This is a genomic window from Legionella tunisiensis (assembly GCF_000308315.1).
Taxonomy (GTDB): domain Bacteria; phylum Pseudomonadota; class Gammaproteobacteria; order Legionellales; family Legionellaceae; genus Tatlockia; species Tatlockia tunisiensis.
Genome location: NZ_CALJ01000291.1, coordinates 1 through 12,143, shown reverse-complemented (window position 1 = coordinate 12,143; position 12,143 = coordinate 1). Strand labels below are relative to the sequence as shown.

Here is a 12,143-nt window from a genome sequence, read left to right as displayed (position 1 = left end):
ACATGACGGCGCTGCGACGATGGACTGGATGGTTCAAGAGCAGGAGCGCGGAATTACGATTACGTCTGCTGCAACCACATGTTTCTGGCCAGGAATGGATAAGAGTTTTGCGCCTCACCGCATCAACATTATCGATACTCCAGGACACGTCGACTTCATGATTGAAGTAGAACGTTCTCTGCGTGTTCTTGATGGTGCTGTTGTAGTATTTGATTCTGTTTCAGGTGTTGAGCCGCAGTCAGAAACTGTATGGCGTCAGTCCGACAAGTATGGCGTGCCCCGTATCGTATTCGTTAATAAAATGGATAGAATGGGTGCTAATTTCCTGCGCGTTGTTACTCAAATTAAACAACGCCTTGGCTCCAATCCAGTGGTTGTACAGTTGCCTATCGGTGCAGAAGATTCATTCAAAGGGGTCGTTGACCTTATCAAGATGAAAGCAATCGAGTGGGACGAAGATTCTAAAGGCATGACCTTTAAATACGTTGATGTACCTGCAGACATGAAAGCACAATGTGAAGAATATCGTGCAAAAATAATTGAGGCCGCCGCTGAGGCGACTGAAGAGTTGATGGAAAAATACCTTGAGGGTGAAGAGCTCACTGAAGAAGAAATTAAGAAAGCACTCCGTCAACGTACAATCAATAACGAAATTGTTCCGGTTTTTTGTGGCTCAGCATTCAAAAATAAGGGTGTTCAGGCTGTTCTTGATGGTGTTGTCGAGTATCTGCCATCGCCACTTGATATCCCTGCGATTCGTGGTATTGATGAAGATGGCCAAGAGATACATAGAAAAACCTCTTATGATGAGCCTTTCTCAGCGTTGGCATTTAAAATTGCAACGGACCCATTCGTTGGTAACTTAACCTACTTTCGTGCTTATTCTGGCGTTGTTAGAAGCGGTGATACGGTATACAACCCTGTAAAAGGCAAAAAGGAGCGTATTGGTCGTTTATTGCAAATGCATGCTAACTCACGTGAAGAAATCAAGGAAGTTAGAGCTGGAGATATTGCCGCTGCGGTAGGTCTGAAGAACGTAACCACTGGGGATACGCTTTGTGATGTCGATAAAGTAGTGACACTTGAGCGCATGGACTTCCCAGATCCAGTGATCGCAGTTGCTGTGGAGCCTAAGACAAAAGCTGATCAGGAAAAATGTCAATTGCTCTTGGCAAATTGGCACAGGAAGACCCATCTTTCCGTGTTCATACTGACGAAGAATCAGGTCAAACAATTATTCAAGGTATGGGTGAATTGCACTTGGAAATTATTGTTGACCGTATGAAGCGTGAGTTCAATGTGGAAGCTAATGTCGGTAAGCCGCAAGTTGCTTATCGCGAAACCTTGAAAGCTAGTGTTGAGCAAGAAGGTAAATTTGTTCGTCAATCAGGCGGGCGTGGTCAATATGGACACGTTTGGCTGAAACTAGAACCTCAAGAGCCAGGTGCTGGCTATGAGTTTGTAAATGCTATCGTGGGTGGTGTTATTCCTAAGGAATATATCCCTGCGGTTGATAAAGGTGTGCAAGAGCAGTTGCAAAATGGTGTTATTGCTGGATATCCAGTGGTTGACGTCAAAGTTACGTTGTTTGATGGTTCTTTCCACGAAGTGGATTCAAGCGAGATGGCCTTTAAAATTGCTGGTTCGCAATGTTTCAAGCAAGGTGCATTGAGAGCTAAGCCTGTGTTACTTGAACCAATTATGGATGTTGAGGTGGTTACCCCTGAAGATTACATGGGTGATGTTATGGGTGACCTCAATCGTAGGAGAGGTATGGTTCAAGGTATGGAAGATTCTCCGGCTGGCAAAATTGTCCGTGCAGAAGTTCCTCTTGCTGAAATGTTTGGTTATGCAACGGATCTGCGTTCTGCAACTCAAGGTCGGGCGACTTACACCATGGAGTTTGCTAAATATTCAGAAGCACCAGCAAATATTGCTGAAGCAATTATCAAGAAACAATAAAAGTTAATGAGGTATTGAAAATGGCGAAGGAAAAATTTGAGCGTAAGAAGCCACACGTTAACGTTGGCACGATTGGTCACGTAGATCATGGTAAGACGACGTTAACAGCGGCAATTACCACGATAATGGCAAAGAAATATGGTGGTACAGCGAAAGCGTACGACCAGATTGATGCGGCGCCAGAAGAGCGTGAGCGCGGGATTACGATATCAACAGCACACGTTGAATACGAATCAGCAAACCGCCATTATGCTCACGTAGATTGTCCAGGCCATGCTGACTATGTTAAGAACATGATTACAGGAGCTGCTCAGATGGACGGAGCGATTCTGGTAGTATCAGCAGCAGATGGTCCTATGCCTCAGACAAGAGAACATATTCTGTTGTCACGTCAGGTTGGTGTTCCTTATATTGTGGTGTTTTTGAACAAAGCTGACATGGTTGATGATGCCGAGCTACTCGAGTTGGTAGAGATGGAAGTACGCGACCTGTTGAGCAGCTATGAGTTCCCTGGCGATGATATTCCAATTATAGTTGGTTCAGCGCTGAAAGCTCTGGAAGGTGATACGAGTGACATTGGTGTGCCAGCGATAGAGAAGCTTGTTGAGACGATGGATTCTTATATACCAGAACCAGTACGTAATATTGACAAGAGCTTCTTGTTACCAATCGAAGACGTATTCTCAATATCTGGACGTGGAACAGTAGTCACTGGCCGTATCGAGAGTGGTATCGTTAAAGTTGGTGAAGAAGTTGAGATTGTGGGAATACGTGATACCCAGAAGACGACCTGCACAGGCGTTGAGATGTTCCGTAAACTGCTCGACGAAGGACGCGCTGGTGATAACGTTGGGGTGTTGTTACGCGGAACGAAGCGTGACGAAGTTGAGCGAGGTCAAGTATTGGCGAAGCCAGGAACAATCAAGCCTCATACGAAGTTCGAAGCAGAAGTGTATGTATTATCAAAAGATGAAGGTGGTCGTCATACACCATTCTTCAACGGTTACCGTCCTCAGTTCTATTTCAGAACGACCGATGTGACCGGTTCTTGCGATTTACCCGCAGGTGTAGAAATGGTAATGCCAGGAGACAACGTACAAATGACTGTTAACCTGCATTCACCAATTGCTATGGACGAAGGATTGCGTTTCGCAATTCGTGAAGGTGGCCGCACTGTTGGTGCTGGTGTAGTCGCAAAAATCATTGAGTAAGAATAATGAGTAACAATCAAAATATTAAAATACGTCTAAAGTCTTTTGATCATCGGCTGATTGATATGTCGACTCGCGAAATTGTCGAGACAGCAAAACGTACAGGGGCGCAAATACGTGGCCCTATACCTCTGCCGATTAAGAAAGAGAAATTTACAGTATTGATCTCTCCGCACGTTAATAAGGACGCGCGCGATCAATATGAATTGCGCACACATAAACGCCTGGTTGTCATCGTGCATCCCACTGAAAAACAGTAGATGCACTGATGAAATTAGATTTGGCCGCAGGGGTTGATGTGCAGATTAGCCTTGATGACGAATAGTCCTAACAGGCAAGGTTATTAACGAGGTGTTAGAATGACGATTGGGTTATTAGGCCGTAAAATCGGTATGACACGGGTCTTCACAGAGGAAGGCATTTCGATTCCTGTATCTGTTGTTGAAGTTGTACCTAACCGTGTGTCACAAATTAAGACCATTGAAAAAGATGGTTATACAGCTGTTCAGCTTACAGGTGGTGCAAAGAAATCAAGCCACGTAAATAAGCCTTTAACAGGCCATTTCGCTAAGGCTGAAATTGATGCTGGCGATATGCTTTGCGAATTTCGTATAGATGCGATTGATAGCTTTAGCGCAGGTCAATTGATATCAGTAAATGAGATTTTCAATGCAGGGCAATTGGTTGATGTATCCGCCCTTTCTAAAGGTAAAGGTTTTGCTGGTACTGTCAAACGCTACAACTTTCGTACTCAGGATGCAACGCACGGTAACTCAAGATCACACCGTGTACTTGGTTCTATTGGTCAAAACCAAACTCCAGGCCGTGTATTTAAAGGTAAAAAGATGGCTGGCCATATGGGTAATGTAAGATGTACAACGCAGAGCCTTGAAGTAGTTCGCGTTGATCAAGAGCGTAATTTACTTTTGATTAAAGGCGCGATACCAGGCTGCCCGGGTGCGAGAGTTGAAGTAAGGCCCGCTGTTAAGAAGAATGTAAGGGGCAAATAATGGAACTGAAAACAAAAGATACCAACAGCAAATTAAAAGTTAATGAAGAAATCTTTGGTTATAACTATAACGAAGGTTTAATACACCAAGCTGTTGTTACGTTCATGAATAATGCTCGTAGTGGTAATAGTGCCCAAAAAGACCCGATCTGAAGTGCGTGGCGGCGGCAAGAAACCTTGGCGGCAAAAAGGAACTGGTAGAGCAAGGGCAGGAACTATCCGTAGCCCTATCTGGCGCTCTGGTGGAGTCACTTTTGCTTCTAAGAAGAGAGATTACAGTCAAAAATTTAATAAAAAATGTACAAACGCGCATTGCGTAGTATAATCTCCGAGCTTCATCGTGCTGGAAACCTGGTTGTAGTAAGTGATTTTCAATGTCAATCACACAAAACCAAAGATTTCATTAGCAAAATGAATGAGTTAGAGTTGCCAAATGCGTTGATCGTTATGAATGAAGTAGGTGAGCATGAATACTTGGCTTCTCGTAATTTGATTCAATATGACATTTGTGATGTGAGTTCTTTAGATCCTGTCAGTCTGTTGCGCTTTGAAAAAGTGTTAATGACTGAAGATGCCATTAAAAGTTTAGAGGAGCAGTTACAATGAATGCTGAACGTTTACTAATGATTCTGCGTGAACCGCATACCTCTGAAAAAACGACAGTGATGGCTGACAAATTTAAGCAATTCACTTTTAAAGTGTTAAAAACAGCCACGAAGCAAGAAATTAAGCAAGCTGTAGAACACATGTTTAATGTCAAAGTCAAAAATGTGTCGATTGTGAATGTAAAAGGTAAAACAAAGCGCTTTAAGCAACTGAGTGGTAAGCGTAGCGATTGGAAAAAAGCGTTTGTTTCTTTGCATGATAATTATGACATCGACTTTAGCGTGACAGAATAAGGCAGATTAAGATGGCATTATTAAAATCTAAACCCACATCACCCGGTAAGCGTGGTGAAATTCGAGTTGTCCATCATAATATTCACAAAGGACAGCCTCATGCTGCCTTGGTTGAAAAATTAAATAAGACCGGTGGACGTAATAACCAAGGGCGAATAACTGTGCGTCACATTGGTGGCGGTGCTCGCGCTAAATATCGTTTGATTGATTTCAAAAGAAATAAAGACGGTATAGAAGCCAAAGTTGAGCGAATTGAATATGATCCTAATCGTTCTGCGCTTATTGCCTTGGTCGTTTACAAAGATGGTGAGCGACGATACATTATTGCACCTTCCAGTTTAAAAGCGGGTGACGTTATTATCAGTGGTGAAGATTCACCCATTAGTAATGGTAACTGTTTGCCGCTAAGAAATATTCCGGTTGGTACAACGATTCACTGTGTTGAGCTTAAGCCTGGCAAAGGTGCGCAGATGTTGCGTAGTGCTGGTTGCAGTGGTCAAATTGTTGCTAAAGAAGGTGTTTACGCCACACTGAAGCTGCGCTCTGGTGAAATGCGTAAAGTACTAACTACTTGCCGCGCTGTTATTGGCGAAGTTAGCAATAGTGAGCATAGCTTGCGTGCGCTTGGTAAAGCAGGTGCGAAACGCTGGCGTGGAATTCGACCAACTGTGCGTGGTGTTGCAATGAACCCGGTAGACCATCCGCATGGTGGTGGTGAGGGACGTACTTCAGGTGGTCGTCATCCTGTCACACCATGGGGTGTACCAACAAAAGGGTACAAAACTAGAAGTAATAAGCGTACTGACCGTTTTATCGTCAGAAGACGTAAGAAGAAATAATTAGCTAAGAGGATATCAAGGTGGCACGTTCTATTAGAAAAGGTCCTTTTATCGATCATCACTTGATGAGTAAAGTTGAAGCGGCGATCGAATCGAAGTCCAAAAACCAATTAAAACCTGGTCCAGGCGCTCGACAATTGTACCTGAGATGATTGATCTCACAATTGCAGTACATAATGGCAAAGATCATGTGCCGGTATATATTACTGATAACATGGTAGGCCATAAACTAGGTGAGTTTGCCATGACTCGTACGTTCAAAGGCCATTCTGGTGACAGAAAAGCCAAAGGTAAGTAAGAGGCAATGATGGAAGTTACAGCAAAGTTAAGAAATGCACCGCTTTCTGCTCAAAAGGGCAGATTGGTTGCAGATATGATTCGTAAGATGGACGTTTCTCGCGCAATTGATGTCCTGAAGTTTACCCCTAAAAAAGGTGCACAATTGATGTTGAAATTGTTGGAGTCTGCTATTGCTAACGCAGAGAACAACAATGGCGCAGATATTGACGAATTAAAAGTAGGTGTGGTTTTTGTAGATGAGGCAGCAACCTTAAAGAGAATTAGTCCTCGAGCTAAAGGTCGTGCTAATCGTATTTGCAAACGAACCTGCCACATCACAATTAAAGTGTCTGACGAGGAATAGCAATGGGACAGAAAGTAAACCCTATAGGCATACGCTTAGGTATAATTCGAGATTGGAATTCCAAATGGTTTGCAAGTAAAAACTATGCACAACTACTGAATCAAGATATCAATCTTCGCAAAGACCTGAAGAAAGAACTTATGGCGGCTGCAGTAAGTAATATCCGTATTGAGCGTCCTGCGAATAATGCAGTTGTTACGATTCAAACTGCCCGACCAGGCGTTATTATCGGCAAGAAAGGTGGTGGAATCGAAGCTTTGAGAGCTAAAATTGCTACGAAGCTTGGTGTCCCAGTTCATCTGAATATAGAAGAAGTACGTAAGCCTGAATTAGATTCTACTCTTGTTGCTGAAGGTATTGCACAGCAATTAGAGCAGCGAGTCATGTTTAGACGCGCGATGAAGAGAGCTGTAACTTCTGCAATGAAAGCTGGTGCTAAGGGAATCAAGATTTGTGTTAGTGGACGACTTGGTGGCGCTGAAATTGCACGTAGCGAATGGTACCGCGAAGGACGAGTTCCTCTACATACATTCCGTGCTGATGTTGATTATGGTACTGCTGAGGCAAAGACGACCTATGGAATCATAGGTGTAAAAGTCTGGATCTTCAAAGGAGAAATACTTCCACAGAAGAAGCGTAATGCTGAAAGCGGTAAGTGAGTGAGGAATAACAATCATGTTACAGCCAAAACGTACAAAATATCGTAAACAAATGAAAGGCCGAAACAGAGGTTTGGCCCAAAGAGGTAGCACAGTCAGCTTTGGTGAGTTTGGTCTTAAAGCGCTGGAGAGAGGCCGGTTGACTGCACGCCAAATAGAGGCTGCTCGACGAGCCATGACAAGGCATATCAAACGTGGTGGAAAGATCTGGATCAGAGTATTTCCTGATAAGCCAATTACCCAAAAGCCTCTTGAAGTTCGGCAAGGTAAGGGTAAAGGTAGCGTTGAATATTGGGTGGCACAAATCCAACCAGGTAAAGTGCTATTTGAAATGGAAGGTGTAAGCAAAGAATTAGCAATGGAAGCCTTTGATCTTGCTAAAGCAAAACTACCTTTCAAGGTTATATTTGAAGAGCGCAAGGTGATGTAATGAAAGATATTAAAGAGTTAAGAAACTTAACCCCTGATGAATTGCAAGCCGAGCTCCTCTCATTACGTAAAGAGCAGTTTAATTTACGCATGAAAAAAGCTAGCGGCTCTCTGGATAAGACTCATCATGTTACGAAAGTCCGAAAAGCTGTTGCTAGAGTTAAAACAATTATGACTGAAAAGGCGGGAAATAGTCATGTCGACGAATAGTGAAACAAGTGGCAGAACAATTGTAGGAAAGGTTGTTAGTGACAAGATGCAAAAAACCATTGTTGTAATGGTTGAACGTACAGTTAAACACCCTAAATACGGTAAAATCATGAAGCGTAGAACAAAACTCCATGCACATGATGAAGGCCAGATTGGTAAAATTGGAAATACTGTAAGAATACGTGAATCTCGGCCACTCTCTAAGATGAAAAGTTGGGTGCTTGTTGAAGTAATTTCCTGATCTTCATTGATTTACTTTTAAAATACCAAGAGGGCTGATATAATCAGCAGCCTTTTTCTGGTTGGATTTGAGCTGGAGAATAGAATGATACAAATGCAGACAGTGCTCGATGTTGCAGATAACAGCGGCGCGCGCAAAGTGATGTGTATCAAAGTGCTTGGCGGATCACACAGACGTTATGCTCGTGTTGGTGATGTCATTAAAGTAAGCATTAAAGATGCAATTCCACGTAGCAAGGTAAAAAAGGCGCAGTAATGAAGGCTGTTGTTGTTAGAACAAGCCAAGGTGTGCGCCGTGATGATGGTTCACTTATACGTTTTGATGGTAATGCAGCAGTGCTTTTGAATAACCAAAATGAGCCTATAGGTACACGTATATTTGGTCCTGTAACTCGTGAGCTTAGAGAGCGGTTTATGAAAATCATTTCTCTAGCGGCTGAAGTATTGTGAGAAGGATTAGTTTATGAAGCGCATAAAATCAGGTGACACCGTTATTGTCATCGCAGGTAAGAGTAAAGGCCATATTGGCAAGGTGACTCGTGTAGTTGCTGATGCTGTTGTTGTTGAAGGTGCTAACCTCATTAAGAAGCATGTCAAGCCAAATCCACAATTGGAGCAACGTGGCGGAATAATTACTCGTGAAGCACCTTTAGATGTTTCTAATGTGGCTATTTACAATCCAGTATCGAAGAAAGCAGATAAGGTCGGCTTCAAATTTCTTGAAAAGGACGGTAAAAAGAAGAAGATTAGATACTTTAAATCTAATAATGAAGTTATCGACGCTGTCTAATTAGGTGACAAAAATGACTAGATTGAAAGATTTGTATGAAAAAGAGATAGTCGGAATGATGATGAAGAAGTTCGGCTATAAGAGTGTTATGGAAGTGCCAAAGATTATTAAGATTACCCTGAATATGGGTGTTGGCGAAGCTGTAGGCGATAAAAAAGTTATGAATCATGCTCTTGAAGACATGACTTTGATATCCGGGCAAAAACCTGTTGTTACGAAAGCCAAAAAATCTATCGCAGGGTTTAAAATTCGTGAAGATTGGCCTATTGGTTGTAAAGTGACTTTGCGCCGTGGTCGTATGTATGAGTTTTTGGATAGATTAATTACAATTACCTTGCCGCGCGTAAGAGATTTTCGTGGTTTGAATCCAAAGTCTTTTGATGGTACTGGAAATTACAGCATGGGTATCCATGAACAAATCGTATTTCCTGAAATTGATTTCGATAAGATAGATACTATTCGTGGTATGGATATCTGCATAACTACGAGTGCAAAAACAAATGAAGAAGCAAAGGCTTTGTTGGAAGCATTCAACCTGCCTTTGAAAGACAGAGATAAACACTAAAAAGGGTAATACTGTGGCTAAAAGATCAATGCTTGAACGCGAAAAGAAAAAAGCAAAACTTGTCGCGAAACACAGAGGAAAAAGAACTGAGTTAAAGATTTTAATTAAATCGTCTCAGGATTTTGACGAAATTATGGAAGCACAAGCGAAGCTTGCAAAACTTCCTATAAATTCCAATCCTGTGCGACATAGTACGCGTTGCCAGCAATGTGGTCGTCCACATGCCGTTTATCGCAAGTTTGGACTTTGCAGGATTTGCTTAAGACAACAACTGATGGCAGGTAATGTCACTGGTGGTCGCAAATCCAGCTGGTAATATTTTATTCTATGGAGAACAACTGTGAGTATGCATGATCCTGTAGCTGACATGTTGACTAGAATTCGTAATGGTCAACAAGCTAAACATCAGAGCGTTACCCTGAATTCATCTAAATTGAAAGAAGAAATAGCTAGGGTGTTAAAAGAAGAAGGTTATATATTAGACTATAGTGTACAACCTCTTGAAAACAATCTTAAATCAATTACGTTGCAATTAAAGTACTATCACGGTAGACCCGTTATTGAGCGTATTTTACGTATTAGCCGTCCCGGTTTAAGAGTGTATAAATCTTCTAAAGAATTACCTTCCATCCCAGGTTTTGGTGTTGCAATTCTTTCCACCTCCCACGGTGTGATGACTCATGTTGCAGCTAAAAGAAGGGTGTTGGTGGTGAAATTCTTTGTGAAGTGGCTTAATACTTGGGAGTAATGATATGTCTAGAGTCGCAAAAGCCCCCATTCAATTACCTGCTAACGTTGAACTCACGGTAGGTAAGGACACTTTAACAGTTAAAGGACCTAAGGGTTCACTGGTTCAGCACTATAACAAGCATGTAGATGTTAGTAAGTGTAAGGAAGACGATAGTAAAATATTGTTTAAACCAGCATCTAATGATCCCAATGCTTGGGCTCACGCTGGGACAGTACGTGCGTTAGTTAAAAACATGGTTGATGGTGTTACTAAGGGTTATGATCTGACCTTGGAATTGGTTGGTGTAGGTTATCGCGCACAGGCGAACAACAAAGCCCTAACTCTTTCCTTAGGGTTTTCTCATCCAATTGAGTACCAGTTACCAAAGGATGTAACTGTAGAAACACCAAACAATACTACGATTATTATTCGCTGTATTGATAAGCAATTATTAGGTCAAGTTGCTTCTGAAATTCGTGCTTTCAGGCCACCTGAGCCCTACAAAGGTAAAGGAGTTAAGTACGCTGGCGAAACTATTGTTCGTAAAGAAGCCAAGAAGAAATAAGGTATAAATCATGAATAAACAGAAAGCTCGTATTCGACGTGGTTTAAAGGCAAAAGCAATCCTTCGTCATTCAAGCAGACCCAGATTGGTAGTGCATAGAAGCGGTTCACATATCTATTCTCAAATCGTTACGCGTGGTGAGAAGGGTGACGTTGTTCTTGCTTCTTCTTCCACAATGGATAAAGAGTTGAAAGCAACTCTTAAAGGCACGAAAGTTGAGCGAGCTCAACAAGTTGGTAAATTGCTTGGCCAACGCGCAAAAGCCAAGAAAATAGTTGATGTTTCATTTGACCGTGCAGGTTATAAATATCATGGCCGAGTGAAGGCTCTGGCTGAAGGTGCGCGTGAAGCTGGGTTGAATTTTTAAGGAACGGTTATGGCACTCGATGAATCTCAAAAAACCGATGGATACCAAGAAAAATTAGTATCTGTTACACGTACAGCCAAAGTAGTTAAAGGCGGTCGTGTTTTTGGCTTTGCAGTATTGGTAGTTATTGGTGATGGAAAAGGTAAAGTTGGCTTCGGCCGTGGTAAGGCTAGAGAAGTGCCTATCGCAATACAAAAGGCGATGGAGCAAGCTAGAAAGAATATGACTTATATTCCCTTAGCCGGCAACACTATTCACCACGAAATTACTTGGAACTATGGTGCTTCTAAAGTATTCATGAAACCAGCAAGCGAAGGTACTGGAATTATTGCAGGTGGTGCAATGCGTGCGGTATTGGAAGTGCTTGGTGTACAAAATATTCTGGCAAAAAGTATTGGTTCAACTAACCCAAGTAATATTGTTCGGGCTACTATTGGGGCTCTTACTAATATTGGAACACCTGATTATGTTGCTGCTAAGCGTGGAAAAACAGTAGCAGAAATAATGGCGGATCAAGCATGAGTAAAAAGAAATTAAAAATTACTTTAGTAAAAAGTACTATTGGTCGAAAGCCAAAGCATGTTCAAATTGCGAAGCAATTGGGGTTAGGTAAATTGAATAGTTCTGTTGTTCAAAACGACAATCCTTGCATCCGTGGTTTGATTAATTCAATTTATTACCTGGTACAAGTCGAGGAGTGTGCGTAATGAATTTAAATACACTATCTCCAGATCCCGGTTCAAAACCAAGTAAAAAACGTCTTGGTCGAGGTATAGGTTCTGGCTTGGGTAAAACAAGTGGTAAAGGTCACAAGGGACAAAAAGCGAGAGCAGGCGGCTTTCATAAGATCAATTTTGAAGGTGGGCAAATGCCTATCCAGCGCCGTTTACCAAAAATGGGATTCAAGTCCCGTGTAGGTAGAACGATTGATCAGGTGACTTTGACTGAATTAGCTGCTGTTGGTGCTGAGCTTATTGATTTAGACGCGTTGAAATCTGCCGGTTTGGTTAACAAGGCAATTCGAG

At 42.1% G+C, this 12,143-nt stretch carries 17 protein-coding genes and 6 pseudogenes; all 23 read left to right on the top strand.

Annotation, left to right across the window (positions count from 1 at the left end):
* Positions 1-1,962 (top strand): annotated as a pseudogene (fusA, locus tag BN58_RS26725) (elongation factor G); the annotation flags it as partial.
* 20 nt (positions 1,963-1,982) lie between these two features.
* On the top strand, positions 1,983-3,173 hold the full coding sequence (tuf, locus tag BN58_RS17360; RefSeq protein WP_019217924.1) for an elongation factor Tu: 1,191 nt from the start codon (positions 1,983-1,985) through the stop codon (positions 3,171-3,173).
* A 5-nt stretch (positions 3,174-3,178) separates the two neighbouring features.
* Positions 3,179-3,498: pseudogene (gene rpsJ / locus BN58_RS26720) on the top strand (30S ribosomal protein S10).
* 34 nt (positions 3,499-3,532) lie between these two features.
* Positions 3,533-4,183 (top strand): 50S ribosomal protein L3, encoded by a 651-nt coding sequence (gene rplC / locus BN58_RS17350; protein WP_019217922.1) that lies wholly within the window; start codon positions 3,533-3,535, stop codon positions 4,181-4,183.
* A pseudogene (gene rplD, locus BN58_RS26715) lies at positions 4,183-4,788 on the top strand (50S ribosomal protein L4). The gene rplC and the pseudogene rplD overlap by 1 nt, the downstream one beginning before the upstream one ends.
* Complete coding sequence (rplW, locus tag BN58_RS17340; RefSeq protein ID WP_019217921.1) at positions 4,785-5,081, top strand: 50S ribosomal protein L23; 297 nt, start codon at positions 4,785-4,787, stop codon at positions 5,079-5,081. The pseudogene rplD and the gene rplW overlap by 4 nt, the downstream one beginning before the upstream one ends.
* 11 nt (positions 5,082-5,092) lie before the next feature.
* A complete protein-coding gene (gene rplB / locus BN58_RS17335; protein ID WP_019217920.1) occupies positions 5,093-5,920 on the top strand; it encodes a 50S ribosomal protein L2 in 828 nt (275 codons plus the stop codon).
* Positions 5,921-5,940: 20 nt separating this feature from the next.
* A pseudogene (gene rpsS / locus BN58_RS26710) lies at positions 5,941-6,218 on the top strand (30S ribosomal protein S19).
* Positions 6,219-6,227: 9 nt separating this feature from the next.
* Complete coding sequence (gene rplV, locus BN58_RS17325; protein ID WP_026069571.1) at positions 6,228-6,563, top strand: 50S ribosomal protein L22; 336 nt, start codon at positions 6,228-6,230, stop codon at positions 6,561-6,563.
* A gap of 2 nt (positions 6,564-6,565) precedes the next feature.
* On the top strand, positions 6,566-7,222 hold the full coding sequence (gene rpsC, locus BN58_RS17320; RefSeq protein ID WP_019217917.1) for a 30S ribosomal protein S3: 657 nt from the start codon (positions 6,566-6,568) through the stop codon (positions 7,220-7,222).
* A gap of 16 nt (positions 7,223-7,238) precedes the next feature.
* The gene (rplP, locus tag BN58_RS17315; RefSeq protein WP_019217916.1) at positions 7,239-7,652 is read left to right on the top strand and encodes a 50S ribosomal protein L16; all 414 of its coding nucleotides are present in this window, start codon (positions 7,239-7,241) and stop codon (positions 7,650-7,652) included.
* Positions 7,652-7,861: a 50S ribosomal protein L29 gene (rpmC, locus tag BN58_RS17310; RefSeq protein ID WP_019217915.1), complete on the top strand. Its 210-nt coding sequence runs from the start codon at positions 7,652-7,654 to the stop codon at positions 7,859-7,861. Before rplP ends, rpmC begins: the two co-directional genes overlap by 1 nt.
* Positions 7,848-8,102: a 30S ribosomal protein S17 gene (gene rpsQ, locus BN58_RS17305; protein WP_019217914.1), complete on the top strand. Its 255-nt coding sequence runs from the start codon at positions 7,848-7,850 to the stop codon at positions 8,100-8,102. Before rpmC ends, rpsQ begins: the two co-directional genes overlap by 14 nt.
* Before the next feature lie 84 nt (positions 8,103-8,186).
* Positions 8,187-8,551 (top strand): annotated as a pseudogene (gene rplN, locus BN58_RS31235) (50S ribosomal protein L14).
* A 13-nt stretch (positions 8,552-8,564) separates the two neighbouring features.
* Positions 8,565-8,891, top strand: a complete 327-nt coding sequence (rplX, locus tag BN58_RS17295; RefSeq protein WP_019217912.1) for a 50S ribosomal protein L24 — start codon at positions 8,565-8,567, stop codon at positions 8,889-8,891.
* A 13-nt stretch (positions 8,892-8,904) separates the two neighbouring features.
* Complete coding sequence (rplE, locus tag BN58_RS17290; RefSeq protein WP_019217911.1) at positions 8,905-9,456, top strand: 50S ribosomal protein L5; 552 nt, start codon at positions 8,905-8,907, stop codon at positions 9,454-9,456.
* Between the two features lie 13 nt (positions 9,457-9,469).
* Complete coding sequence (gene rpsN / locus BN58_RS17285) at positions 9,470-9,772, top strand: 30S ribosomal protein S14 (protein ID WP_019217910.1); 303 nt, start codon at positions 9,470-9,472, stop codon at positions 9,770-9,772.
* Between the two features lie 30 nt (positions 9,773-9,802).
* Positions 9,803-10,191 (top strand): annotated as a pseudogene (rpsH, locus tag BN58_RS17280) (30S ribosomal protein S8).
* A gap of 17 nt (positions 10,192-10,208) precedes the next feature.
* Positions 10,209-10,751, top strand: a complete 543-nt coding sequence (rplF, locus tag BN58_RS17275) for a 50S ribosomal protein L6 (protein ID WP_019217909.1) — start codon at positions 10,209-10,211, stop codon at positions 10,749-10,751.
* Between the two features lie 10 nt (positions 10,752-10,761).
* The gene (rplR, locus tag BN58_RS17270; protein WP_019217908.1) at positions 10,762-11,118 is read left to right on the top strand and encodes a 50S ribosomal protein L18; all 357 of its coding nucleotides are present in this window, start codon (positions 10,762-10,764) and stop codon (positions 11,116-11,118) included.
* A 9-nt stretch (positions 11,119-11,127) separates the two neighbouring features.
* Positions 11,128-11,640, top strand: a complete 513-nt coding sequence (gene rpsE, locus BN58_RS17265) for a 30S ribosomal protein S5 (RefSeq protein ID WP_019217907.1) — start codon at positions 11,128-11,130, stop codon at positions 11,638-11,640.
* Complete coding sequence (rpmD, locus tag BN58_RS17260) at positions 11,637-11,825, top strand: 50S ribosomal protein L30 (RefSeq protein WP_019217906.1); 189 nt, start codon at positions 11,637-11,639, stop codon at positions 11,823-11,825. Before rpsE ends, rpmD begins: the two co-directional genes overlap by 4 nt.
* On the top strand, positions 11,825-12,143 hold a 319-nt coding region (rplO, locus tag BN58_RS17255; protein WP_019217905.1), incomplete at its 3' end, for a 50S ribosomal protein L15. The genes rpmD and rplO, both read left to right, overlap by 1 nt.